Origin of the sequence: Frondihabitans sucicola (assembly GCF_030296615.1) — a bacterium.
Taxonomy (GTDB): Bacteria; Actinomycetota; Actinomycetes; order Actinomycetales; family Microbacteriaceae; genus Frondihabitans; species Frondihabitans sucicola.
Genome location: NZ_AP027732.1, coordinates 3,893,464 through 3,918,591, shown reverse-complemented (window position 1 = coordinate 3,918,591; position 25,128 = coordinate 3,893,464). Strand labels below are relative to the sequence as shown.

The 25,128-nt window shown below is 69.3% G+C and carries 17 protein-coding genes and 1 pseudogene; 11 read left to right on the top strand and 7 right to left on the bottom strand.

All coding sequences use genetic code 11. The annotated features are described in order from the left end of the window. Positions 1-308: 308 nt before the first annotated feature. The 3 genes from arfA to QUE79_RS20115 are packed head-to-tail and all read left to right on the top strand — an operon-like array spanning position 309 to position 3,801. On the top strand, positions 309-1,829 hold the full coding sequence (gene arfA / locus QUE79_RS20125) for an arabinosylfuranosidase ArfA (protein ID WP_286344613.1): 1,521 nt from the start codon (positions 309-311) through the stop codon (positions 1,827-1,829). 9 nt (positions 1,830-1,838) lie between these two features. Beyond that, positions 1,839-2,870 carry a LacI family DNA-binding transcriptional regulator gene (locus QUE79_RS20120; RefSeq protein WP_286344612.1) on the top strand — a complete coding sequence of 344 codons (1,032 nt, stop codon included), beginning with the start codon at positions 1,839-1,841 and terminating at the stop codon, positions 2,868-2,870. Continuing rightward, complete coding sequence (locus tag QUE79_RS20115) at positions 2,857-3,801, top strand: aldose 1-epimerase family protein (RefSeq protein WP_286346791.1); 945 nt, start codon at positions 2,857-2,859, stop codon at positions 3,799-3,801. Before QUE79_RS20120 ends, QUE79_RS20115 begins: the two co-directional genes overlap by 14 nt. Positions 3,802-3,874: 73 nt before the next feature. On the opposite strand, the gene QUE79_RS20110 is transcribed toward QUE79_RS20115, so the two are convergent. The 3 genes from QUE79_RS20110 to QUE79_RS20100 form a co-directional block, all read right to left on the bottom strand. After that, entirely contained in the window at positions 3,875-4,714 is an 840-nt protein-coding gene (locus QUE79_RS20110; protein ID WP_286344611.1) for a LamG domain-containing protein, read from the bottom strand. Beyond that, entirely contained in the window at positions 4,711-5,634 is a 924-nt protein-coding gene (locus tag QUE79_RS20105; protein ID WP_286344610.1) for a signal peptidase I, read from the bottom strand. The genes QUE79_RS20110 and QUE79_RS20105 overlap by 4 nt, the downstream gene beginning before the upstream one ends. 206 nt (positions 5,635-5,840) lie before the next feature. Beyond that, positions 5,841-6,497, bottom strand: coding sequence for a hypothetical protein (locus QUE79_RS20100; RefSeq protein WP_286344609.1), 657 nt, complete (start codon positions 6,495-6,497; stop codon positions 5,841-5,843). A 263-nt stretch (positions 6,498-6,760) separates the two neighbouring features. Here QUE79_RS20100 and QUE79_RS20095 point away from each other — a divergent pair, with 263 nt between their 5' ends. Continuing rightward, entirely contained in the window at positions 6,761-7,300 is a 540-nt protein-coding gene (locus QUE79_RS20095; RefSeq protein WP_286344608.1) for a MarR family winged helix-turn-helix transcriptional regulator, read from the top strand. A 76-nt stretch (positions 7,301-7,376) separates the two neighbouring features. Here the strand turns inward: QUE79_RS20095 and QUE79_RS20090 are convergent, their stop codons facing one another. Then, on the bottom strand, positions 7,377-9,902 hold the full coding sequence (locus QUE79_RS20090) for a right-handed parallel beta-helix repeat-containing protein (protein WP_286344607.1): 2,526 nt from the start codon (positions 9,900-9,902) through the stop codon (positions 7,377-7,379). 229 nt (positions 9,903-10,131) lie between these two features. Between QUE79_RS20090 and QUE79_RS20085 the strand changes: the two genes are divergently transcribed. Further along, complete coding sequence (locus tag QUE79_RS20085) at positions 10,132-11,514, top strand: hypothetical protein (protein ID WP_286344606.1); 1,383 nt, start codon at positions 10,132-10,134, stop codon at positions 11,512-11,514. Here the strand turns inward: QUE79_RS20085 and QUE79_RS20080 are convergent. Next, positions 11,403-13,007, bottom strand: a complete 1,605-nt coding sequence (locus QUE79_RS20080) for a glycosyltransferase family 39 protein (RefSeq protein ID WP_286344605.1) — start codon at positions 13,005-13,007, stop codon at positions 11,403-11,405. The two genes, QUE79_RS20085 and QUE79_RS20080, sit on opposite strands and share 112 nt — an antisense overlap. A 318-nt stretch (positions 13,008-13,325) precedes the next feature. Here QUE79_RS20080 and QUE79_RS20075 point away from each other — a divergent pair, with 318 nt between their 5' ends. The 5 genes from QUE79_RS20075 (at position 13,326) to QUE79_RS20055 (ending at position 21,515) form a co-directional block, all read left to right on the top strand. Further along, a complete protein-coding gene (locus QUE79_RS20075) occupies positions 13,326-13,703 on the top strand; it encodes a hypothetical protein (RefSeq protein WP_286344604.1) in 378 nt (125 codons plus the stop codon). A 201-nt stretch (positions 13,704-13,904) separates the two neighbouring features. Continuing rightward, entirely contained in the window at positions 13,905-15,599 is a 1,695-nt protein-coding gene (locus QUE79_RS20070; protein ID WP_286344603.1) for a WD40 repeat domain-containing protein, read from the top strand. Then, positions 15,593-19,129 carry a PKD domain-containing protein gene (locus QUE79_RS20065; protein WP_286344602.1) on the top strand — a complete coding sequence of 1,179 codons (3,537 nt, stop codon included), beginning with the start codon at positions 15,593-15,595 and terminating at the stop codon, positions 19,127-19,129. Before QUE79_RS20070 ends, QUE79_RS20065 begins: the two co-directional genes overlap by 7 nt. Positions 19,130-19,182: 53 nt before the next feature. Then, positions 19,183-20,184: a glycosyltransferase gene (locus QUE79_RS20060; protein ID WP_286344601.1), complete on the top strand. Its 1,002-nt coding sequence runs from the start codon at positions 19,183-19,185 to the stop codon at positions 20,182-20,184. Continuing rightward, a complete protein-coding gene (locus QUE79_RS20055) occupies positions 20,181-21,515 on the top strand; it encodes an oligosaccharide flippase family protein (RefSeq protein ID WP_286344600.1) in 1,335 nt (444 codons plus the stop codon). The genes QUE79_RS20060 and QUE79_RS20055 overlap by 4 nt, the downstream gene beginning before the upstream one ends. Before the next feature lie 55 nt (positions 21,516-21,570). Here QUE79_RS20055 and QUE79_RS20050 read toward each other — a convergent pair whose 3' ends face one another. Then, positions 21,571-22,506: a glycosyltransferase gene (locus QUE79_RS20050; RefSeq protein ID WP_286344599.1), complete on the bottom strand. Its 936-nt coding sequence runs from the start codon at positions 22,504-22,506 to the stop codon at positions 21,571-21,573. Positions 22,507-22,541: 35 nt separating this feature from the next. On the opposite strand from QUE79_RS20050, the gene QUE79_RS20045 reads away from it, so the two are divergent. Further along, on the top strand, positions 22,542-23,498 hold the full coding sequence (locus QUE79_RS20045; RefSeq protein ID WP_286346790.1) for a glycosyltransferase family 2 protein: 957 nt from the start codon (positions 22,542-22,544) through the stop codon (positions 23,496-23,498). A 1,197-nt stretch (positions 23,499-24,695) separates the two neighbouring features. Here the strand turns inward: QUE79_RS20045 and QUE79_RS20040 are convergent. Further along, positions 24,696-24,950, bottom strand: a pseudogene (locus QUE79_RS20040) (YveK family protein); the annotation flags it as partial. Positions 24,951-25,128 lie beyond the last annotated feature (178 nt).

Genomic DNA, 25,128 nt, shown 5'->3' with positions numbered 1-25,128 from the left:
CTCTGTTCCTCTCTGCTCCACGACTCAGGCAGGTTCCCTCGGGAGCCTGCCTTCGTCGTGTGCGGCGGCGCCACGAGAGGAGTCTGGGTGAGGGGCTCCTCGTTCGGGGGCAGGATCCGGCCCGAAGTCCTCGCGAAGCGACCGCACCCCGACGCGCCCGACGGCGTGCGACCGGGCCCCGATCCTCCGGCCCCGACGCGGCGGGGGTCGGCACGGCGACCGCGCGACGCGCGCCACCACAGGGCTTGACGCCGTAGTACATCGTTGTACATACTTTCACTACAACGATGTAACCAAGGAGAATCCCCATGCCTCACGCCCGCCTCAGCCTCGACCCCGCCTTCGTCGTGGCGCCGGTCTCCCGCAAGACGTTCGGTACCTTCGTCGAGCACCTTGGTCGCTGCGTTTACGGCGGCATCCACGACCCGGGGCACCCGACCGCCGACGAAGACGGCTTCCGCGGCGACGTGCTGCAGTACGTCCGCGACCTCGGCATCTCGACCGTGCGCTACCCGGGCGGCAACTTCGTGTCGGGGTACCGCTGGGAGGACGGCGTCGGGCCGGTCGACGAGCGACCCGTACGCAAAGACCTCGCCTGGCACTCCACCGAGCCGAACACCGTGGGGCTCGACGAGTTCATGAAGTGGGCCAGGAAGGCCGAGGTCGAGCCGATGATGGCGGTGAACCTCGGGACTCGCGGCGTGCAGGAGGCCATCGACCTCCTCGACTACGCCAACGGCGAGGGCGGGTCGTTCCACTCCGACCTCCGCAAGGAGAACGGCGCGGAAGAGCCCTACGGCATCAAGATGTGGTGCCTCGGAAACGAGATGGACGGCCCGTGGCAGATCGGCCACAAGACGGCGAAGGAGTACGGCCGTCTCGCAGCCGAGACCGCCCGGGCGATGAGGCTCATCGATCCTGATCTCACCCTCGTCGCCTGCGGAAGCTCCGGCTCGGCGATGCCGACGTTCGGTACCTGGGAGCGCGAGGTGCTCGAGGAGGCCTACGACGAGGTCGACCTGATCTCGATGCACGCCTACTACTGGGAGAAGGACGGCGACCTGGCCAGCTTCCTCGCGTCGGGTGTCGAGATGGACCACTTCATCGAGGACGTCATCGCGAGCGTCGACCACGTTCGGGCCGCCAAGAAGGCGACCAAGCGCATCAATATCTCGTTCGACGAGTGGAACGTCTGGTACCTCGACGGCGAGGCGTCGAAGAACCCCGAGACGGAATGGCCGGTCGCCCCGGTCCTGCTCGAAGACCAGTACAGCGTCGCCGACGCGGTGGTCGTCGGCAGCCTGCTCATCTCGCTTCTGAAGCACAGCGACCGCGTCGTGTCCGCCAGCCTGGCCCAGCTCGTCAACGTCATCGCCCCGATCATGACGGAGACCGGCGGGCGCAGCTGGAAGCAGACGACCTACCACCCGTTCGCGCAGGCCTCGAAGTTCGCGCAGGGCGACGTTCTCCGCGGCGAGATCCAGGCGCCGACCTACGAGACGGCGAAGTACGGCGAGGTTCCGGCGATCGACGCCGTCGCCACGCACGACGCAGCCACCGGCGACGTGGCCGTGTTCGCGGTCAACCGTTCGCTGACCGAGTCGATCGCGATCGACTTCGACACGAGGTCCTTCGGGGCGGGCGAGAAGGCGTTGAACCTCGTGGAGGCGACCACCCTGCACAATCCCGACCCGTATCTCACGGTGACGGTCGACACGGCCGACTCCGTGGCGCCCGAGGCGAACGGCGACACGAGCTGGGAGGGCAGCGTCCTGACGGTGATCCTGCCGCCCCTCTCCTGGAACGTGGTGCGCCTGGCCGAGCAGTAGGCCCCCGCCGTGCCCGCGACCATGCACGACGTTGCGGCGCTGGCCCGCGTCTCCGTCAAGACGGTCTCGAACTACTTCAACGGCTACCCGTACATGCGCGCCGAGACCAGGGCGCGCATCGAACGGGCGGTCGACGAGCTCGGGTATCGGCTCAACGTCACCGCGCGCAGCCTCCGTCGCGGGAGCACGGGGATGATCTCGCTGATCGTGCCGGAGCTCGACCAGGCCTACTTCGCCGAGCTCGCGCAGGAGGTCATCGACGTCGCCGCGACGTTCGGCCTGACGGTGCTCGTCGAGACGACCTCCGGCGATCGCGATCGTGAGCTGGAGGCGCTCTCGGGCCTGCATCGGCAGCTGATCGACGGCGCCATCTTCGATCCGCTGGCGCTCGGGCCGTCCGATGCCCCGCAGCTCGGCGGCGGGTTGCCGCTCGTCATCCTCGGCGAGCGGCAGTTCGAGGGCCTGGCCGACCACGTCCTGATCGCCGACGAGGAGGTCGCCCACCGCGCCGTCAGCCACCTCGTCGAGATCGGGAGGCGCAGGATCCTGCTGCTCGGCGCCGGTTCTCCCGGCACCCACACGGCGATCCTCCGTCGTCGGGGGAGCGAGGCGGCGCTGGCCGAGGCAGGGCTCCCCGTCGACGGCGACCTGGTCGTCTCGACCGACGGCTGGACGCGCGACGCGGGCGCCGCCGCGACCGCGCGGGCTCTCGACGACGGACGACGTTTCGACGCGGTTTTCGGGTTCAACGACGCTCTCGCTCTCGGAGCGCAGTGGGTGCTCCTCGAACGAGGTCTCGCGGTCCCGGGCGACGTCGCCGTGATCGGCGTCGACGACACCCGCGATGCCCGGTTCGCGCACCCGACACTCACGACGATGTCGCCGGGGCGGGCTCAGATCGCTCGGCGCGCGGTCGAACTGCTGGTGAGCAGGATCAGAGAGCCCGAGACCGAGAACGGGTTCGCGTCGGTCACGGCTGACTTCGAACTCATCGTGCGCGACTCGACCGTCGCGCCCGGTACCCTGAATTCGACCCCCTGAGAAAGACGAATCCGATGACGACCACCCCCTCTCCGGCGAGCAGACGACGCTCGTCCACGGTTCCTACCGCGCCGAGATCGCAGCCGTCGGGGCCAGCCTCCGCAGCCTCACCTTCGACGGGCGCAATCTGGTCGTGCCGTTCGACGAAGACGCGATCCGGCCGGTCTACCGCGGAGCGATCCTGGCCCCGTGGCCCAACCGCGTCGTCGACGGCCGGTACGAGTTCGACGGCGCGGAGCACCAGCTGCCGCTGACGGAACCCGATCGCGGGCACGCTCTGCACGGCCTGCTCGTCTGGGCCAGGTGGCACGTCGCATCGTCCACCTCGGCGTCGGTCCGGCTCGAGGCGGAGGTCGTCCCCAGCGACGGCTACCCGTTCGCCCTGGACGTGGCCGTCACCTATGCCCTGGACGACGGCGGCCTCACGACCACCGTCGACGCGACGAACGCAGGATCGAAGGCGGCTCCCTACGGCACGGCACCTCACCCCTATCTCAGTGCGGGTCCCGGTCGCGTCGACGACTGGACCCTCACCCTCCCCGCGGCCGACTACCTCGAGGTCACCGAGGAGCGGCTGATCCCGGTCGCCACACACCCCGTCGCCACTCACCGAGACTTCGACTTCCGTTCGGCTAAACCGATCGGCGACCTCTTCCTCGACCACGCCTTCACCGGTCTCGAGCGCGACGGCGGCACGTCGACGGTGACCGTCACGGCCCCTGGCGGCACCGGAGTCGCGATGTCGTGGGGCACCGAGCTGCCGTGGGTGCAGGTGCACACCGCCGACCGCCCCGAACCGGAGCTCGACCGACTCGGCCTCGCCGTCGAGCCGATGACCTGCCCGCCGGACGCGTTCTCGAGCGGCACCGACCTCGTCCGACTCGAGCCCGGCCAGGCGCACACGGCTGCATGGACGATCTCGGCCCTCTGACCCGCCTCGATCCACGCGTTCCGCGTCGATCCACGTGCGTGGCTGGATCGACGTGGAGTGCCTGGATCGCCGATCAGCGGCCTGCGTTGTAGTGCTGCTGCACCTGCGCCGCGGTGAGCACGGTCGAATAGACCGACGCGAAGCGCATGCTCCCGGTGAAGTAGGGGTTCGATCCGGAGCCGGTCCAGGCGGTGATGCTGTCGTAGCCGATCCGCCAGTAGCCGGTGTTGGTCTGCGCCAGGTTGTAGCTCGCGTTCACGGCGACCTGCGCGCCGTCGACGTACAGGGTCATCCCGGTCGAGGACGAGAAGGTGGCGACGACCTGGTGCCAGGCGTTGTCGGTGTACGAGGCTGTGCTGGAGATCGTCTTGTACGTTCCGTTGTACGTGCCGAAGACCAGCTGCCCGGCCGTGTTGAGGTAGATGTGGCGATCGTAGGTCGAGGAGGCGCCGGTCAGGGCGTTGCCGAAACCGATGAGGCGTCCGGAGGCCGTGGAGGTCTTGAACCACACCTCTTCGCTGAAGGTCTGCGGGTTGGTCTGCTGCGTGGCGCTCGAGACGTAGCTGGAGGTGCCGTTGAGCACGTACGCGCCGCCGGTGTCCCTCGGGCAGGCGAGGGGCGTCGTGGCCGAGGTGGTCATGGTGCCGCGGTATGTTCCGGGCATCGTTCCGGTGTCGGTGTCGGCGGCGGTCGTCGACCCGGACGCCTCGTTCAGGGGAAGCGTGAAGAGCGAGCTGCTCCTGTCTCCGGCGAGAGCGCCGGCGCAGGTGAAGTACGGCGCCGTGGCGGCGGTGTCGCCCGTGTTCGCGACCTTGGCGACGAAGGCCGCGGACGATCCGGGTGCGAGAGCCGCGACGAGAGCCAGGGTTCCGGCGGCGACGAGGGCGACGACGGCTGCGGTGCGGATGATCACGCGACGTCGTCCTCGTCGGGGGTCGACGGAAGACCGACGATGAAGGTCCAGAGGAGAGGGATCGCGCAGATCGCCCCGAAAAGGATCCACTCGGGAAGAGTCAGGTGCAGCGCGGACGACAGGCTGTAGTGCCCCATGTCGACCGTCGACGGGACGGACACGGTTCCGACCTGCCCGGCGACGAGGTCGACCGTCGTACCGCCCTTGGCCGTCACGCTGATCGGCAGCAGACCGGTCGAGACGATCTGCGCCTCGGCGCCGTGCGCGGTACCGGTGGTCGTGAGCACGACGAGGCTCACGAACGGGCGGAGTACGTACACGGTGAGCGACAGGAGCATCGAGAAGCCGAGGATGCGGTACGACATGCGTCGCGCGGCATTGCCGAACAGCCGGGTGGCGAGGAGCACGAAGACGGTGCCGACGAGCAGGATCGGGAGGGCACGGATCAGCCAGCCGACGGCGGGCAGGATCGTGGTCGCCTGACCGATGAGGTCTTTCTGGCCGAGCGCCCAGGGGTCGGTCGCTCCGTTGATGTCGCCGCGGGTGGCGATGCCGCGCGGCGTGATGCCGACGATGCGGTGGGTGTAGACGGCCTTGGGCTCCGTCGGCGGGTGGAAGGTGATGACGTCGCCGACGCGGAGGTCGTTCGTCGTGACCGGCGTGGTCAGCACGAGGGTGCCGACCGGGGCGACGGTTCCCATGGAGGGGGTCTCGACGATGAACCAGCGTCCGCCCTGCGACTGGAAGAGGAGCGCGAGGACGACGAGCGCCGTGGCGACGGCGGCGCCCGACCAGATCGCGATCGACTGTCCGACGTGACGCCCGGGGCGGCGTGGACGCAGGGGAGCCCCGACCGGGATGTCGATGACGGGCTGGGCCGCCGCGACCGGCGTCGCGGCCTGCTGCGTGGTGTCCGTCATGCTGTGACTCCGGTCGGGGCCTGGGGCCCTGGGTGGGCCATCGGGTGATCGGGCGGGACCGCGGGTTGTTGCGGTCCCGACCGAGGGGCGGGTGGGGCGGGTGGAGCGGCGGTGCGGGTGGTGCGGCGGTGCGGGTGGTGCGGCGGTGCGGGTGGAGCGGCGGTGCGGGTGGTGCTGGGTGCCGGTGCGGCGGGATCCTGCCGGTATCAGCTGGTGTAGGTCCAGGTGAGGGGCAGCGACGCGGCGAGGCCCTGGTAGGTGTTGCCGGCGGTGGAGGCGAGGGTGACGGCGAAGCTGAAGCCCGTGGTGGCGCCGGCAGCGACGGTGGGGAGGCTGATGGCGCCGCCCGAGGCGAGTCCGGCGAGCGTGCCGGAGTAGATCGTCGTGTTCGGGCTGGCCGTCGTGTTGGTGATGACGACGGTCATCTTCGCGCAGAGGTCGGTGGCGGTGCCGTTGAGGGCGCCGTTGGCCGTCTGGGTGCAGGTGGTGCCGGGAGTGAGCGTGAAGGTGTTGGCGGTGACCGAGCCGGTGTTCTTGATGGTGATCGGGGTGGTGACGGTCTGGCCGGGGACCATCGTGGTCGAGCCGCCGAACTTGTTGATGCCGCCGCAGGTCGCCGTGTTCGTGGAGACCGTGCCGCCGTCGGTGGAGGAGCAGGTGACGGTGGCGCCGGAGTTCTGCTCCTGCATGGTCAAGGCGCCCGACGCGGCCGTGTTGGTCGTGTTCTGGATGCTGGCGACGAAGCCCGACAGCGTGCCGGACATCGAGACGGAGAGCAGGACCGCCCCGAGGACGCCGGTGGCGATCGCGAGAGGAGCGAAACGGAGACGCTTGGCTTTCGCGGCGTGGTTGCTGCTGGACATTCGTGAACCCCTTGTTCGGTAGATGCGGTTATCGGCCTGAGTGAGCCGCTTGATCAGTAGTCTTTAGGAGTGAGTGGATTACTCACTTGTGAAGCTACTCAATGATGGGGATTCTTTGCCATCGACCGAAACCCCCACTAGTGGGGCAAAACCGAAGGGCCTCGGTGCTGCGAACATGGACCTACGAACACACGTGTGCGCGTCGATCCGACGCGCATCTCGATTCCGCCCTTTCCGAACATCTCCCAGAAGGAGACCCCTCCGTGTCCTCAGACCCCACGAGCCTCGCGGTGAGTGACCCCGGTGCCTCCGACGGCGTCCAGCTCACCGGTGACACGCCCGTCGTCCGCGAGGTGGCGCACGCCATGTCCGACGCCGACGCCGCGCACCGTCGGCTGCGGAGCGTCTTCGCGAGCAGCGTCGGACTGAGCCCGCTCGAGTTCAACGCGCTCATGCGGATCGGCGAGGGCGACGAGCCGACGCCCAAGGCGCTGGCCGCCTACCTCGACATCACGACCGGCGCCGTCACCGCGATGACCGATCGTCTCGTCGGCGCCGGTCTGGTGGAGCGCACGCCGAACCCGAACGACCGTCGCAGCCTGCTGCTCTCGCTCACCGTGACCGGCAATCGGGCCCGCGACACGATGTATGCGCAGTACTACGACGCGATCGCCCGAGCCCTGCAGGCCGCCCCCGAGCTCGAGGCCGGTGACATCACGGCCCTCCTCGAGCGCACCGCGGAAGCGATCACCGAGACCGCCGACGCCATCGAAGAGGCACCGAGCATTCGCGGGGCTCGCTGAGGCCGGCCTGCCGAACGACACGAAGGCGCCTCCCGAAGTCGATTCGGGAGGCGCCTTCGCTCGCTCTCGCGAGCGGTCAGAAGTCGCCGATCACCTTCGTGCCGGCCTTCAGGCCGAGGGCCGCGGCGACGTCCGACGGAAGCGACGAGGCGATGCCGACCGAGCCCTTCAGAGCCGTGGCCATCGACGCGATCGGTAGGACGCCCGTCGTCTCGCCGTTCTTCCAGGACGTGTTCTTGGCCTGGGCCAGCGAAGCGACGTCGTTGAACTGCTTGACGGTGTGGTTGTCTCCGGCACCCCAGCCGACCAGGATCGACTGCGAACTCGTCAGATGCTGGTTGAACAGATTGCCCGTGATGGTGACCTGCATGGCGTCCATCGGGATGTTCGTGACGCCGTCGAGACCGTAGATCTGGTAGAGGCCGCCGCTGCCGAAGGCGTTGTTGGCGATCGTGACGTTCTTGACGATCCAGGTCAGGGTCGAGTCGGGCAGCGGCCTGCGGGGGTCGTGTCCGGTGATGGCTGTGTTGGCCTGACGGCGCTGGTCTTGCGCGAGCTTGACGCCGAACTGTCGGTTGTTGCCGATGTCGTTGTTGTAGATCTGCACGTTCGCCGTGTTGTACACGATGACGCCGATCTTGTTGTTGTTGAGCTGGTTGCCGGCCACGATGATGTGGTCGGACAGCTCGGTCAGGATGCCGTCGACCGTGTTGTCGCTCGAGGTGCTGTTCACGATCGACCCGTCGTACACCGACTCGTCGAACCAGATGCCGGTGCCCGTGTTGCGGCTGGCGTCGATGTTGGAGACGGTGACGCCGCGCGAGCGCGTGACCTTCACACCGCCGGCGACCGGCTGCGCATTGAACTGCTGGCTGTTGTTGCCGGTGACGACGGAGTTCTCGATCGCGAGACCGTAGGAGGCGTTGGCCCCGATTCCCAGGAGACCGCTGCTCGTCACCGTCAGGTGATCGAGGACCGCTGCGTCGTTCTCGACGTTGATGCCGATCATGGCGTTGTTCTGGATCACGAGGTTGCGAGCGACGTCACCGGTGCTGCTGAGGCGCACCGCACCCTTGTCGAGGTACGAGGTGCCGTAGTTTCGCACCCCGAAGCCCTGGAGCACGGTGTTCGGCGACTGGACCTTGATGGCCTGGGGCAGGTTGCTGATCCGGACGGTGTGGCCGGACGGGTCGCTGCCGAGGATCACCTTGCCGCTCTTGGCGTCGGGGTAGAAGGTCCCTGACGTGACCGCCGCTGCCGAGCCGACCTGCGTGAGCTGTGCTCCGTCGAAGAAGACCTGGTCGGGACGCGAGGCGTAGGGCTTCGCCGAGGCGACGAAGAACGGGTTGTCCTGGATCCCGTCCATCACGCCGGACGGGAAGTAGTTCCAGTTCGTGTTCCAGGTGGCACCGGACCTGGACCACGAGGACACCTGCTGCGAGCCGTCGAACCACACGGCCTCACCCGGATAGGACTGGATCGTGAGGGACTTGGCCTTGGGCACGGTGACGGACTCGTTGTAGGTGCCGGCGCGCAAGACGATGGTCGCGCCGGTCGCCGCCTTGGAGATCGCGGTGGCCAGGGTCTTCAGCGGCGCCGCCACGGTGCCGGCGGACGAGTCGCTTCCCGAGGGAGACACCACGATCGCTTTGGAGGGCACCGCGTAGTTCGTCCCACCGACGGCGACGGATCCGCGACTCGGCGCCGTCGGATCGACCGGAGAGCTGGGCGCCGTCGTGGCCGGCGGTGTCGGCGCCGTCGTGGTCGCGGGAGGAGTCGGAGCCGACGTGCTGGGCTTGGGCGTCGGCGTGGGGCTGCTCGACGCGGGAGGCGTGGTCGCGGCCGTGCTCGGGTTCTTCGTGACGGTGACGTCGTCGAGCGTGGTGGTGAGCGCAGCGGAGTTGCTGCCGCTGGAGTACTGCCACAGGCCGACCCGGCCCGCGGTCGTGATCCGTGCCGACGACGAGTCCTTGACCGTGAGCTGCCAGGAGGGCATCGCCGCCCCGACGCGAGCGGCGCGCCCGCGGATGGACACGGGCGAGGTGCCGGTGACCTGGAACTCGGTGGCGATCCGGGTCGCCGGCGCGTACGTGCCGGGAAGCGTCACACGACCGAGGTTCACCTCGCCGCTCTTGGTCACGCGCGACACGGCGAGGACCGCCGTGCCCTTGGCCGAGAGCTCGAGACGGCCCCGGTAGGAGGCGTTCGTCTGCCGGCGGATCTCGAAGGCGGAGTAGAGGGTGGCGGCCTTGGTCGGAAGGCCGATGGTGCCGGTCACGTCGGTGTCGAGGACGGAGACGCTCGTCAGCTGCGTGGAGGCCGACGTGCCTTTGGCCAGACCGGAGATGACGCCGTGGCCGGCGGAGACGGTCGCCCGCGCTCCGGAGCGGACCGAGGTCGACCAGGCGCCGCCCTTCGTGGCGGAGCCCCACCCGGACGAGACGGTGCGGGTGAAGGAGTCGCTGGCCACCGTGACGGGGGCCGCGGTGGCGAGCTGAGCGGGAATGACGGCAGCCAGAAGGACTCCGGCGGCGATGCCCGCGACGGCGGGGAGTCGGATTCGGCGTCGCGAGGCGGCGTGGCGTGGCGCAGGAGAAGTCACCCTGGGGTGGTCCTTTCGTCGGGCGGAGCGTCGGACGGCGGTGTTCTGGGTGACACGGAGACGTGCATGTCCCCAGAACGGGGGTCAGAGGGGATACGAAAGTGTAACCCGATCTTTACCAAAACTCTGGCGTTTCCTTGAATTCATTGATAGCCCCCGACAAGGTGTGGGCTGTTTGGGGGACAGAATTACCGGTTGCAGGGCCCGAACACTCGCTTAGAGTGTCTCCATGAACTCGGCCCCGGCACTCGTCGCGCACGACCGCACGACCCCCGCAGCTTTCCGCGCGACGGGCAGTGTCGATGCTCCTGCGCAGGCTCCGGTGATCGTCAAGCTGATCGCCGCCGTGTCCATCGTCGTCGTGGCGATGCAGATCGTCCTCCCGCAGGGCGTCGAGGTCGGCTACATCGTCGCCGCGCTCCTCATGCCGCTGTGGATTCCGGCCGTGCGCCGCTTCCGCGGCATGCCGGTGCTGATGCTGCTGGGAGTGGCGGCGGTCGGCGCCGGCCTCTGGCTCCGGGTCGCCAATGCGGACGACCACGCGGTCGACACCTCGATCGCCACCAGCACGACGGTTCTGCTCATCGGTGCGATCCTCTCGATCGGGCTCCTCCTCTGGACCCGCACCCTCTTCTCCGTCTCGACGGTCGCGCTCCTCTTCGGCGTCGGCCTCTTCCTGGGCATCTCGCCGTCGGCTGCGCAGTTCGCGTCGAATCCCTACAAGTTCGGATTCGCCATTCCCCTGGCCGTCGTGCTCCTCGCTCTCGCGAAGCTCTCCCGGCGCTGGTGGGTCGAGCTGATCGTGGTCCTGGTGCTCTCCGGTCTGTCGGCCGCCAACGACGCGCGAGCGACCTTCGCGCTCCTCCTGCTCGCGGCCATCCTGCTGCTCGCCCAGCTGCCGGTCTTCCGGGTCGGGCATCGAGGGTCCGCCTCGCTGGTGGCACTCGGCATCGTCGTGGTCGGCATCGTGGTCTACAACCTCGGCACGGCTCTCGTCCTCTCCGGCCTCCTCGGGCAGTCGACCACGGAGCGATCGCTGGCGCAGGTCAACGCTTCCGGCTCACTCGTGCTCGGCGGACGACCCGAGCTCGGCGCCACCATCGCGCTGATCGGGCAGAAGGTCTGGGGCTTCGGCGCGGGCGTCTCCCCGTCGCCGTCGGAGGTCGTCACGGCCAAGGAGGGCATGAAGGCCATCGGCTACGACCCCAACAACGGCTACGTCGAGCGCTACATGTTCGGCGGCCACGTCGAGCTGCACTCGGTCTTCGGCGACCTGTGGGCTCAGACCGGTGTGATCGGACTGGCCTTCGTGTTCGTAGCGGCCGTCCTGATGATCTACGGTCTGACCCGCAACATCGCCGACGGCCTGGCCGCGGGAGTCCTGCTGTACGTGGTCGCCAAATCGCTCTGGGATCTCGCGTTCAGCCCGTTCTTCAGCGCCGAGCCGCTGTTCGTGCTGGCGATCGGTCTGGTGGCCATCCCGGTCACACGCGGCGCGGGTCAGCGGGTGTACTCGATCACCGAGTCCATCGGCCCGATCAGGCGCGCGGCCCGGTGGAAGCCCTCTCGGGCGAAGACCGCCGCGTCGCTCTCGGACGAAGCCGCCGGATAGTCGGTCGGTCGCACCACCCAGACGGTGTCGACCGTCGCCAGTCGCGCGGTCGAGGCGGACAGCTCGGCGGAGAGCCCGCGCAGACTCGAGTTCGCGGTGGGCGAGACCCGCAGGGTGAGGTCGGTCAGGCCGGAGAACGCGTCGGGGTAGGCGACGGCGACGTTCCTGGTGGTCCGTTCGACCCGCGACGCCGTGGTCGCGTCGAGCGGCGCGAAGTAGACGCCGTCGCCCCGGTGGGCGTGCCGGTCGACGTAGGCCGCGGTCTGCGACCAGTCGGTGCCGCTCTTGCCGGTCGACTCGCGCTGGGAGAGGTAGATGGGGGCGGCGAGCACGACGATCAGAGCCACGGCGGCGATTCGGAGCCACAGGCGTGGCAGCGCACCGATCCCCAGCGCGATCAGCAGTGCGGCCGCGGGGGCGCAGAACGTGAAGTAGCGCGGGTTGTAGAGCGGCGACACCGCCAGCGAATACAGGCCGACGAGTGCGGTCGGCAGGAGGAGCCACGGCACCAGGATCCAGACGCTGCGCCAGGTGCTCCGGCGTAGGGCCGAGATCACGCCGGTGACGATCAGCAGCCAGCCCACCAGCGCCAGCGCGAGCGATGCGAGCGACCACAGCGAGTGTCCGTCGCTCGAGGATGCGACCCGGGTCGGCGTCTGCCCGAGGAACCACTGGTTGACGACGGCCTGCCGCAGCAGCGTCGACGCGGAGACGGCGTTGTCGCCGAGCTGACCCCGCTGCCCGAGCGATTCCAGCACCACGGGCGACGCGAGCACGATCCCGCCTGCGGCCGCCGCGAGCCACAGGCCGAGCGAGCTACTCCTGCGCCTCTCGATGATCAGAAGCGCTGTGGCGTGGGCCACGACCAGGAGGGCCAGGTAGATGTTCACGGCGGTGCCGAGAGCGATCAGGACGCCGTAGGCGAACCACCAGCGCTTCCGGCCGCGGAGGGCCACGAGCAGGATCACGGTCGCCCAGACGGCGACAGCGGCGCTCGGCCCGAAGGAGCGCGCTTCGATGCCCATCCAGGTGATGCGGGGGAGCACGGCCGCGACGAGACCGGCCGCGACGGCGACGTCGGCCCGGCCGAGAGCCCGGGCGAGCGCCCAGACCCCGACCACCACGAGGCCGGTGGCGATGGCACTTGGAAGGCGCAGGGAGAACGCGCTGTAGCCGAAGGCGCCCGCCCAGAAATGGATGAAGAAGTAGTAGGCGGCGTGGACCGCGTCGATGTGGTGCACGAGGGACCAGAGCTGCGCGGTGCTGCGCCGGGCTGCCGAGATCGTGGCGGCCTCGTCGGTCCAGAGCGAGACGTTCCACGAACCGAGCAGCGACAGGAGGGTTCCGAGGAGCCCGAGCGCGACGGGGACGCCGACGGGCGACGCACCGGGGATCACCCTCGGGACGGCCGGGTCGGCTCTTCGGGAAGCGACGCGCGGTGATGACGTGGTCAAGGTCCGGTGATAATAGCAGTCGGTCGCGTTCGCGCCCATGATCCGAGAGGACTCGCATGAGCGTCTCCCGCCGCACCCTCATCACCGTCGCAGCCATCGTCGTCGGCGTCGCCCTCGTCGTGGTGCTCGTCGTCGTCGGCGTCAGCCGTGGGAACGACACGACCACGGCGTCTCCGACATCCTCGGCGACCTACTCGTCGGCGCCCACCGTCCGCCCGTCGGTCACTCCCGGCGCGGGCTCGGCGACGGTCACACCGACGGAGAAGCCGGCCGCCGGCACCCAGGACGTACCGGGCAGCACCCTCCGCCACCGCCGACTCCGGCACCGCGTCGGGTCAGGCGCAGAAGCCGGTCGGGTTGTCCTCGACCGCGAAGCTCACCTCCGAGGTCGACGTGGCTCTGAAGGGCGTCGCGGCGGTCTCCGGCAAGGGCGACGGCGTCGGCGAGGTGTCCGGTCCGTCGCTGCGCTTCACGGTGACGATCGCCAACCACTCGAGCAAGCTCCTCGACCTGTCGTCGACGGTCGTCTCGGTCACGTACGGCTCCGACGACACCCCGTCCAACGAGCTGGTCTCGAATCGCAAGGCGTTCGCCCCGACCGTCGCCGCGGGCGCGACGGGCCAGGCGACCTACACGTTCCCGATCCCGGTCGCGCAGCGATCCGACGTCCGGATCACGGTCGACTACGGGGTCTCGATCCCGAGCGTGGTCTTCGCGGGCAAGGCTCCGGCCTGAGCCGACCGTCACCGGCCGAGGGGGCGTTTCCGGGGGTGAGCATTCCACCCCCGTTTGGGGGTGTGCTCCCCGACCTGCGGTCACCTATAGTCGTCCCAGGCTGTGACACCCGAATTTCACAGCGCGCGTGAACCCGAAACTCACGCAAAACTCACGTGGGACTCCCGACCCACGGCTTACCCGAATTGTTAGAGGCACCCCATGGAGAGATCCGTGTCGTCGCGCCTGCGCGTTCCGAGCATCGCCGCCGCCGCCGTCATCGTCCTGAGCAGTTTCGCCCTGGGCGTGCCGGCTCACGCGGACACGAACCCCACGAACCCGGCTGACCCGGCCACGCCGACGACTGTCACGGCCGACGCCCTGCCGACACCGCAGATCAACGGCGTCGTCTGGTCGCAGGCCATCGTGGGCAACACGGTCTACGCCGGTGGGCAGTTCACCACGGCCCAGCCGGCCGGTGCCGCCTCGGGGGTGAACACCGTCGCACGGACGAACATCCTCTCCTACAACCTGACGACCGGCGTGCTGAACACGTCGTTCAACCCGCAGCTCAACGGTGTGGTGCGCGCGATCACGGCTTCGCCCGACGGGTCGCGGATCTACGTCGGTGGCGCCTTCACCACCGTCAACGGCGCCAACGCGTACCGCGTGGCGGCTCTCGATCCCACGAGCGGCGCGATGCTCTCCGGGTTCGCCCCGACCATCAACTCCACCGTCAACGCGATCGCGGTCTCCGGGTCGACCGTGTACCTCGGAGGTGTCTTCTCCAGCGTCAACAAGGAGACCCACAACAAGGTCGTGGCCCTCACCACGGCAGGCAAGAACGTCACGCCGTTCACGGCCAGTGCGGCGGGCGGCGACGTTGCAGCCCTCGCGGTCTCTCCCGACGGCACGCACATCGTCATCGGCGGCAGCTTCACCTCGCTGAACGGCTCGTCGAACCCCGGCTACGGTCTCGGCTCCGTCGACCCGACCGGAGCGCTCCAGCCCTTCGCAGCCAACAACGTCGTTCGCGACGCCGACACCAGTTCGGGAATCACCTCGCTGGTCGGCGACGCGTCCGGTGTCTACGGCTCCGGCTACACCTTCGGCCCCGGCACTCTCGAGGGCTCCTTCCACGCGGACTGGTCGACCGGCAACATCACCTGGGTCGAGGACTGCCACGGTGACTCCTACTCGATCGCTGTCAGCGACAACGCCGAGTACCTCGCCGGCCACCCGCACTACTGCGGCAACATCGGCGGCTTCCCGCAGACCGACCCTCAGCCCAACTGGACCTTCCACCGCGCGATCGCCTTCAGCAAGGCGGCCACGCAGACGATCACGGCCGACCCGTACGGCTACACGAACTGGGCGGGCACGCCCGCGCCGAGCCTGCTGAACTGGTACCCCGAGTTCAACACCGGCACCTTCACCGGAAAGACGCAGGGCCCCTGGAGCGTCGCGGCGAACTCCCAGTACGTCGTCTACGGCGGCGAGTTCACGACGGTCAACGGCGTGCGGCAGCAGGGTCTGACCCGCTTCGCCATCCCCTCGATCGCGCCGAAGAAGATGGGCCCCCAGGCCTCGGGTGCGCAGTTCACCCCGAGTGCGGTTTCGCTCACGTCGGGAACCGTGCGCCTCAGCTGGGCCGCGAACTCCGACCCCGACAACTCGACCCTGACCTACAACGTGTACCGCAACGGCAACATGACCACGCCGGTCTACACGACCAAGGCCGACTCGTCCATCTGGAAGAAGCCCGCCATGGGCTTCACGGACACCGGCCTGACCCCGGGACCAGCTACACGTACCGGCTGCGGGCGACCGACCCGGACGGCAACACCGTCCTCGGCGACAACGTCAGCGTCACGGTCACGAACAAGCAGCCGTCGACGTACACGACCACCGTGCTGAACCAGGGCGCGTCGTCCTTCTGGCGCCTCGACGAGGCCAGCGGCACGACCGTCTACGACGCGGCCGGCTACAACGACCAGGTCGCCGGAGCGGGCGTCACCCGCGGCACCGCGGGAGCGACCGTCGACGGTGACACCGCATCGACGTTCGACGGCAGCTCCACCGGCTTCTCCTCGACCCAGTCGTCCGTCCCCGGACCGCAGACGTTCTCGGTCGAGGCGTGGGTCAAGACGACCTCCACCTCGGGCGGCAAGATCGTCGGCTTCGGCAACTCGCCGACCGGCACGTCCTCCTCGTACGACCGCCACCTCTACCTCGACCCGAGCGGCAAGGCGAACTTCGGCGTCTACGACGGCAACACCGAGGTGCTGAGCAGCCCCACGGCCATCAACGACGGCCAGTGGCACCAGCTGATCGGCACGCTGAGCTCGTCGGGCATGCAGTTCTTCGTGGACGGCAAGCGCGTCGGCACGGCTCCGAACATCACCACGGCCCAGGATTACACCGGCTACTGGCGGATCGGCGGCGACTCGTCCTGGAACGGCAGCAACTTCCTGTCCGGCTCCATCGACGACGTCTCGGTGTACCCGACGGCGCTGACGCAGACGCAGGCGAACAACCAGTACGTCGCCGCCGGCTACGCCTCGCAGTTGAACAGCGCGCCGACCGACAACTACGGCAGCCGCGTCTTCAGCGACAACCCGTACCTCTACTACCGTCTCGGTGACGCCAGCGGTGCCACGACGGCCAAGGACTCGAGCCTCTCGGGGACCGCCGGCGTCTACACCGGTGGCGTCACGCAGGGCGCGGCGGGGGCGATCGCGGGCACGACCGACACGGCCGCGACCTTCGACGGATCGTCGGGCCAGGTCGACAGCACGCAGTCGTACAACGACCCCGAGGTCTACTCGATCGAGGCGTGGTTCAAGACGACGACGACGACCGGCGGCAAGATCGTCGGGTTCGGCAACAGCCAGACCGGCACCTCGAGCGCCTACGACCGTCACGTCTACATGCAGGACAACGGCCAGCTCGTCTTCGGCACGTACACCGGGCAGACGAACACGATCACGACCCCCGGTTCGTACAACGACGGCACCTGGCACCAGGTGGTCGCGTCCCAGTCGTCCGACGGCCTCAAGCTCTACGTCGACGGCGTCCTCCAGGGCACCAACCCGACCACGCAGGCGCAGGCCTACACGGGCTACTGGAAGATCGGCGGCGACAACACCTGGAGCTCCTCCAGCGCGTACTTCGCCGGCTCGATCGACGACGTCTCCATCTACGACAAGGCGCTCAGCGCTTCGACGGTGAGCGACCACTTCGCCCTCGGGGGCGCCGGTGCGACGAACCAGCCGCCGACGGCGTCGTTCACCTCCGCGGTGACCGACCTCTCGGCCGCCTTCGACGCGTCCGCCTCGGCGGACGCCGACGGGAGCGTGGCCTCCTACGCCTGGGACTTCGGTGACGGCTCGACCGGCACCGGCAAGACCCCGACACACGCCTACACGACGCCGGGAACCAAGACGGTGACCCTCACGGTCACCGACGACAAGGGAGCCACCGGCGTCACGTCGAGCCAGGTCGTGGTGACCGCGCCGCACGTCAACGTCGTGCCGACCGCGTCGTTCACGTCGACCGCGACCGGATTGTCCAGCGCCTTCGACGCCTCGGCGTCGGCGGACTCCGACGGCACGATCGCCTCGTACGCCTGGGACTTCGGTGACGGGACCACGGGCTCCGGGGTCTCCCCGACGCACGCCTATGCGGCCGGCGGCACCTACGCCGTCAAGCTGACCGTGACCGACAACGACGGCGGCACCGGGGTCTCGACCTCGAGCGTCACCGTCACGCCGCCGCACGTGAACGTCGCACCCTCCGCCGTGATCGCCTCGACGGTCAGCAACCTGAAGGTCTCGGTCGACGGCACGGGGTCCTCGGATTCCGACGGCACCGTGGCCTCCTACGCCTGGGACTTCGGTGACGGCAGCTCGGCCACGACGGCTACGGCCGATCACACGTACCTCGCGGCAGGCACGTACACGGTCACGCTCACGGTGACGGACAACGACGGCGCGACCGGCGTCGCCACGAAGACCGTCACGGTGGCGCCGCCCGCCAATGTGCCTCCCACCGCGTCCTTCACCGCAGGATCGAACGCGCTCGCGCTCTCGGTCGACGCCTCGGCGTCGGCGGACTCCGACGGCACCGTCGCCTCCTACGCCTGGAACTTCGGTGACAGCGGCACGGCCACGGGCAAGACGGCGACGCACACGTACACCGCGGCCGGCTCGTACACGGTCTCGCTGACCGTGACGGACAACCAGGGAGCGACGGCGACGACGACGCAGCAGGTCACCGTCGTGAAGGCGCCCAACGTCGCTCCGACCGCGTCGTTCACCTCCTCGACGAGCAACCTGGCGCTGAGCGTGAACGGCACGACCTCGGCGGACTCCGACGGCACCGTGGCCTCCTACGCCTGGAACTTCGGTGACGGCGGCACGGCGACGACCGCCACGGCGAATCACACCTACGCAGCCGCGGGCACGTACACCGTCACGCTGACGGTGACCGACAACGACGGTGCCACCGGGGCCCAGAGTCAGCAGGTCACTGTCGCGGCTCCGGCCAACCAGGCTCCGACGGCGGCCTTCACGTCCACCGTGACCGGCCTCACGGCGGCTCTCGACGGCTCGGGTTCGGCAGACGCGGACGGCACGATCGCGTCCTACGCCTGGAACTTCGGCGACGGAGCCACGGCGACCGGCAAGACGACCAGCCACGCGTACACGGCGGCCGGGACGTACACCGTCGGCCTCACGGTGACCGACAACTCCGGCGCCACCAACACGAAGACCGCCACGGTCACCGTGACGGCTCCCGCGGCCACGCCGTTCGCCCTCGACGCCTTCGGGCGCACCGTGAGCAACGGCTGGGGAACGGCGGACGTCGGAGGAGCCTGGACCAGGATCGGCTCGGCCTCGGCCCTCTCGGTCGCGTCCGGTTCCGGCAAGGTCTCGCTCTCCGGAGCGGGTGCCCAGGCCGGTGCCGAGTTGGCCGGCGTCAAGCAGACCGACACCGACTACCGACTCCAGTTCAGCCTCGACAAGGCGGCGACCGGCGGCGGAACCTACATCACGGCCACCGGGCGCAAGATCTCGACGAACAACGAGTACCGCGCCACCGTGCGGCTGCTCAGCACCGGAGGCGCGACGGTCAACCTGAGCGCGTTCCCGAACTCGTCGACCTCGATCGCCCTGACCAAGGACACGACGGTGCCGCTGACGGTCACCCCGGGATCCTCGATCAGCATGAGGCTCCAGGTGACCGGCACAAGCCCGACGACGATCCGGGCGAAAGTCTGGGCCACCGGAACGGCCGAGCCGACCGCGTGGACGGTCAGTGCGACCGACTCGTCCTCGTCTCTGCAGACCGCCGGCGACGTCGGAGTCCTGGCCTACGAGTCCGGCTCGTCGACCAACGGCGCGCAGGTCGTGAGCTTCCAGCAGCTGAGCGCCTTCAAGCCGTGACGCGGCGGGGATCGTCAGAACACCGGGTCCGCGGGGAGGGCCGCACGTTCATCGTGCAGCAGTCCTTCCCGCGGCCCCGGCCGACGACGAACCCGTACCTCGTGATGCTCGCCAGGAGCGTCGCCGCCCAGCCGGGCGTCGAGCTCAGGACCTTCTCCTGGCGGGCGGCTCTCACCAGGCGAGCGGACGTCTTCCACGTGCACTGGCCCGAGATCCTGGTCTCGGGTCAGAGCCCGCTCAAGAAGCTCGTCCGGCAGGTGCTCACGCTGCTGCTGGTCGCGAAGCTGGCCGCCACTCGCACCCCGATCGTGCGCACGCTGCACAATCTCGAACGGCCCTCCGGCATCTCCCGGCGCGAGCGGATCCTGCTCGGACTCATCGAGCGAAGGACCACGCTGTGGATCCGGCTCAACGACGAGACGCCGGAGCAGCCGGGCCGTAGCTACGAGCTGATTCCGCACGGTCACTACCGCGACTGGTTCGAGAGCTACGCGAAGCCCGCGGCCGAGCCCGGCAGGGTCGGGTTCGTCGGCCTCATCCGCCGCTACAAGGGCGTCGAAGAGCTCCTCCAGGTCTTCCGCTCGGTACCCGGGCCGTCCACTCTCCACGTAGCGGGTCGGCCGTCGACTCCTGAACTCGCCGGGCGCCTGACCGACCTCGCCGACGCCGACGAACGCGTCAGTCTCGATCTGCGGTTCCTCGACGACGCCGACCTCGTGACGAACGTGCGGAAGGCCTCGCTGGTGGTTCTCCCCTATCGCGAGATGCACAACTCGGGCGGCGTTCTCACCGCGCTGTCCCTCGACCGCCCCGTTCTGGTTCCGTCGAATCCGGTCACCGAGCGCCTCGCCGAGGAGACCGGTCCCGGCTGGGTGCACCGGTACGACGGCGACCTCGACGCGAACGACATCGAACGCGCTCTGGCCGAGGTGTCGACCGCGGGTCGCGGCGACCACCCCGATCTCTCCGAGCGGGACTGGGACGACGCCGGTCGCCGACACGTGGACGCCTATCGGCGCGCCGTGGCCGTCCTGCGCGGGGGCGGGCCGCGATGACGACGACGGAGACGCCCCCGGTCCGCTCGGGCGGCATGCGCGCGGTCGGGTCGACGGCGATCATCAAGGTGCTGGTCATGGGGCTCTCCGGCATCCTCGGGATCCTGACCAGCCGCGTGATCCTGCACTCGTTCGGCACAGACGCGTACGCGCAGTACGGACTGCTCTCCAGCTTCCCGACGCTCCTCCCGTTCGCCGACCTCGGAATCGCGGCGGTGATCATCAACGAGGTCGCAGGATCGAAGTCCCCGCGCACCGACGACGCCGTGCGCCGGACGATCGTCACCGCCCTGCGAACCCTGATGATCTCCGGCGGCATCATGGTCGTCGTCGCGATCGTCATCACCGTGTTCGGCTGGTGGCCCCTGCTGCTCGGCAAGGGGCTGATGGGCGGCGGCAACCTCACCGCGGGGCTGTGCCTGGTGATCTTCGGGATCGCGGTGCCCTTGACGGTCGGGCAGCGGATCCTGGTCGGACTGAAGAAGACGAACGTCCAGGTCGCCAGTCAGGCGATCGTCGCCCCGTTCATGCTGCTCGTCATCAGCGCTCTGGCCATGCTGGCGATTCCGGCCGGGACGTTCCTCTCGATCGTCTCCTACGTCGGGAACGCGCTGCTGTCGGTGCTCTGCCTCTGGATCGCTTCCCGGGCGCTGTCGCCCCAGATCGGGCAGGCCTTCCGGCTCGTCTTCAAAGTGCGGGCGTACAAGAGCGTCGCTGTGCTGGGGCTCGCCTGGCCGATGCTCGTCCAGACGCTCGCCCAGCCCATCGCCTTCCAGACCGACCGGATCCTGCTCAGTCACGTCGGCACCTCGCACGACCTCGCTCAGTACAACCTCGCCTCCCAGCTCTTCGGACTCGTCCTTCAGACGATCGCCGCCGCCGGTGTCGCGCTCTGGCCGATCTACGCCGGGCACCGAGCCGCCGGGAGGATCGAGTCGCCGACCAAGCCGACGTTCTGGTTCCTCGGGGAGGGCTCGCGGTCGGGGGATCCTCGCGCTGCTGTCTCCGTGGCTCGTCGACTTCATCGCCGGCGACAAGATCGAGCTGTCGCCGGTCCTGGTGATCTCCTTCGTGGCGTACGTCGCCCTGCAGGCGGCGAAATACCCCATCGGCATGTACATGACCGACAAGGCCGGACTGAAGTTCCAGGTGGTGCCGAGCCTGCTGATGATCCCGCTCAACCTCGGCGTGTCCTGGCTCCTCATCGCCCCCTTCGGTGCGGCGGGCCCGATCATCGGGTCGGCTCTCACGGTCCTGGTCCTCCAGATGTTCCCCAACCTCTGGTACGTCTCGAAGGATCTCGCGCGTCGTCGCGCCGAGCGCGCTGCTGAGCTGCGCGGGGCCGACACGCTGATCGACTAGGCAGCCGCCCGCTCCGCAGAAGCGTCAGGCTCGCCTGCGGCGCTCGAGTTCCGCGTCGGCGAGTTTGAGTCCTGCCCGGTGGGCGCGGAACCCCACGACGAGCGTCTGCGGCGAGGTCACGAACTGGCGTCGCCCACCCTGCAGCAGGATCTCCCAGGCCACGCGACGCGACACCGCGCGCCAGCGCACCAGGTCGTCGTCGGGCAGGTGCTTGGCCGCGTAGAGCAGCCGGTTGCGGATGTTGTGGAAGTAGTAGACCAACGATTTCGCCTCGCCGGAGACGACGAGACCGCCGCCCTTCTGAGTGCCGCCCTCCGCGTGGACGATCGCGACGTCGTCCAGGACCGCCAGCGCGCCGCCGGCGGCCGTCACGCGCTGCGACAGGTCGACGTCCTCCCAGTAGAGGAAGTAGTCCTCGTCGAAGCCGCCTGAGCTCTGCCACAGGGCGTCGGAGAGAACGAGACACGCCCCGCTCAGCCACGGCTGGATTCGGGCGTCGGCGCCCGGCGCGCGGCGGCGACGAGACCGGATCCTGCCGTCGTCCAGGTACAGATCGGACCCGTCGAACCAGACCGACCCGTCGGGACGCAGGATGCGCGGTGCCGCCATCGTGTCGGGATGCTCCCGCGAGTGGTCGAGCAGCCGGCGAAGGGCGTCGACGTCGACGACGGCATCGGGATTGAGCAACAGGTGGTGCTTCGCTCCGAGCTCGGCGGCCCGAGCGACACCGCGATTCATGCCGCCGCCGAACCCCTCGTTCCGCTCCGGCAGCACCACGCTCCAACGCTCGACGGCGGCGAGAGCGATGACCGCCTGGCGCTCGGCCGCCTCGCTGAAGTTGTCGACGACCACGACCCGGACCCCCGCCGCGGCCCGCGACAGCGGCGCGAGGTTCACCGCCAGGAGGTCGCTCGACCCGTAGTTCACGACGACGATGGACAGCTCGTCGAACTCGTTCATCTCGTCTCCCCTGCGGCGTCGCGACGCCCGCGATAATGGGCACTGTGACGCCACCCGAAACCAGACTGACGATCGCCGTCCTCACGTTCCGCCGCCCCGACGACCTGGCAGTGGTCCTGCCCGCGCTGATCGACCAGGCTCGGCAGGTCGCCGACCTCGTCTCGGCCCGCGTGCTGGTCGTCGACAATGATCCCCAGGCGTCCGCCAGAGCCGCGGTGGAGGCGGTCGGAGACTCCGTCGACGACGTCGCGGTCGTCTACGTCTCCGAGACGACGCCCGGCATAGCCGCCGGCCGCAATCGCGCCCTCGACGAGTCGTCTGGCGCCGACTTCCTGGTGTTCATCGACGACGACGAGCGGCCCTCGGCGTCCTGGCTGCGTGAACTCGTCCGATTGCAGGGCGAGCGCGGTGCCGAGGCCGTGGTCGGTCCGGTGGTCTCGGAGTTCGCCGCGACACCCGACCCGTGGATCACGGCGGGTGACTTCTTCGTGCGGCGTCGCCTGGCGACGGGCACGGCGGTCGAGGTGGCCGCGACGAACAACCTCCTGCTCGACCTCGCGTTCGTACGCCGTCACGGCCTGGCGTTCGACCGCGATCTCGGAGCGTTCGGAGGCGAGGACACCCTCTTCACGCGGCAGATCGTGGCGCGGGGCGGAGCGATTCTCTGGTGCGCCGAAGCCCAGGTCACCGATGTCGTCCCCCTCAAGCGACTGACGCGGCGCTGGGTGACGCAGCGCGCCTTCTCCAGCGGCAATGGCTGGAGTCTCACGTCGCTGCTCCTCACGCGTGCTCCGGCCGGGCGTGTGCGTCTCCGCCTGACGCTGACGGCCCAGGGGGCCGTGCGCGTGGCAGGCGGAATCGCCAGGGTCGCCCGTGGCGTCGTCACGCGGAGTCTGCGCGACCGCGCCAAGGGCGTCCGCACGATTGCGCGCGGTGCCGGCATGGTGAGCGGGGCGTGGGGCTACGCGTACCAGGAGTACCGCAGGCCCTGACGCTCCGGCCGAGCCGAGCGCTCGCGGGGTCACGCGCTCAACGGACGCCGACGCTGTCGGCCGTCGCCGACTCGTTCTCGGCCCTCGTCGGGCGAGGGGCGCCGACGGAGGGGCGGGCTTCGCCGTGGCCGGGATGGCCGTCACGCCGCGAGTCTTGTCGAGTCGCGCCTGGGTGAGGACGATGCCGAGGATCGGTGCCTTGGCGCCCAGCAGGGAGTCGAGGCCGCGGAGGAGCTGCTTGCGGTTGGTCGAGCGGCTGCGAGCGGTGACGACCGTGCCGTCGGTCAGGTGGCCCAGGGTCAGCGCGTCGGCGAAGTCGAGCACGGAGGCGGCCTGCACGAGGACGAAGTCGTACTGCTCGACCGCCGCGGCGACGAGGTCGGCCATGTCGGTCGACCCGAGCGCGAAGTGCGGGTTCGAGTGTCCGGCTCCGGCGGTGAGCAGCGACACGCCGTCACTCCAGGGCTGCACCGCGTCGTCGAGGAGGACGCTGCCGTCGAGGACGTCCGTGAGGCCGGCGCCGCCGGTGAGCCCGGCGCGGACGGCGAGGGACGGCGACCGGAGGTCGGCGTCGATGACCAGCACGCGCAGGGACCGTTCGGCGACGGCCAGGGCCACGTCGAGGGCGATCTCGGTGCCCACGACGCCCCGGGAGGAGGAGGTGAGCGTGATCGACCGGATGGAGCGGCCGTTCCCGGCGAAGCGCAGGGTGGCGCCGATGCGTCGGAAGTCTTCGGCGAGGGCGGTGTCCGGCTCGTCGCGGAGCGCCACGTGGTCGGTGTGACCGCGGCGGACCGCGCCGATGACCGGGACGGCGCTGAGCGCCTCGACGTCGTCGACCGTGCGGATGCGCGTGTCGAACAGCAGGCGCCCGATGGCGTAGAGAATGCCGACGACGAGGCCGATCAGCGCGGCCGTGATCTCGATCAGGTGGCGATTCGGACCGGTGGCGCTCGCCGGAACCAGGGCGGGCGCGACGATCGAGATGGCGATCGGCGCGCGGCCGGTGGACGACGTCGGGGCGAGGTCGGTCGCGACGGTGCGCAGGGAGCGGGCGACGGCGTTGGAGATGTCCGCGGCGCGCTGAGCGGAGGCGTCCGTGACCGTGATGTTGACGAAGACCGTGTTGAGCGGCGTCTGCGCGTTGATCTGGCGGGCCAGTTTCGTGGGAGTCGTGTCGAGGTTCAACTCGGCGATCACCGGCGTGAGGACGGAGGACGTCGTGGCCAGTGCGGAGTACGACTGCACGAGGTTCTGCGTGAAGGTGGAGCCCTGCACGAGGTCGCTGCCGCTGTTCGCGCCGTTCGACGCGACGAAGAGGCTCGACTGCGCCTTGTACGAGTCGGGCAGCGTCGAGGCGTAGCCGACGCCGACGATGCCTCCCACGATCGCGAGTGCGACGATGACGATCCAGCTCTTACGAAGAGCCTTCCAATAGTCGTTCGGGTCCATCGGAGGGGCTTCCATTCCTGATCAAGGTGGGCCGAGGGCGGTTCACCGGGAGATTCGGGCTCCCGGGCCGTGTGTCGCCTCGCGTGCACCCACCGGCACTGCCGCAGCGATTCGTTCAGCCTATGTGGTTTCGGCGAGGCCGAGGGAGGGGAGACCGAACCTCGGTGTGCCCCCAAAC

Coding starts and splice junctions, on each gene's coding strand:
- arfA (WP_286344613.1), top strand. CDS start 309: ATGCCTCACGCCCGCCTCAGCCTCGACCCCGCCTTCGTCGTGGCGCCG.
- QUE79_RS20105 (WP_286344610.1), bottom strand. CDS start 5,634: ATGACGGACACCACGCAGCAGGCCGCGACGCCGGTCGCGGCGGCCCAG.
- QUE79_RS20100 (WP_286344609.1), bottom strand. CDS start 6,497: ATGTCCAGCAGCAACCACGCCGCGAAAGCCAAGCGTCTCCGTTTCGCT.
- QUE79_RS20085 (WP_286344606.1), top strand. CDS start 10,132: ATGAACTCGGCCCCGGCACTCGTCGCGCACGACCGCACGACCCCCGCA.
- QUE79_RS20080 (WP_286344605.1), bottom strand. CDS start 13,007: ATGGGCGCGAACGCGACCGACTGCTATTATCACCGGACCTTGACCACG.
- QUE79_RS20070 (WP_286344603.1), top strand. CDS start 13,905: ATGGAGAGATCCGTGTCGTCGCGCCTGCGCGTTCCGAGCATCGCCGCC.
- QUE79_RS20055 (WP_286344600.1), top strand. CDS start 20,181: ATGACGACGACGGAGACGCCCCCGGTCCGCTCGGGCGGCATGCGCGCG.
- QUE79_RS20050 (WP_286344599.1), bottom strand. CDS start 22,506: ATGAACGAGTTCGACGAGCTGTCCATCGTCGTCGTGAACTACGGGTCG.
- QUE79_RS20045 (WP_286346790.1), top strand. CDS start 22,542: ATGGGCACTGTGACGCCACCCGAAACCAGACTGACGATCGCCGTCCTC.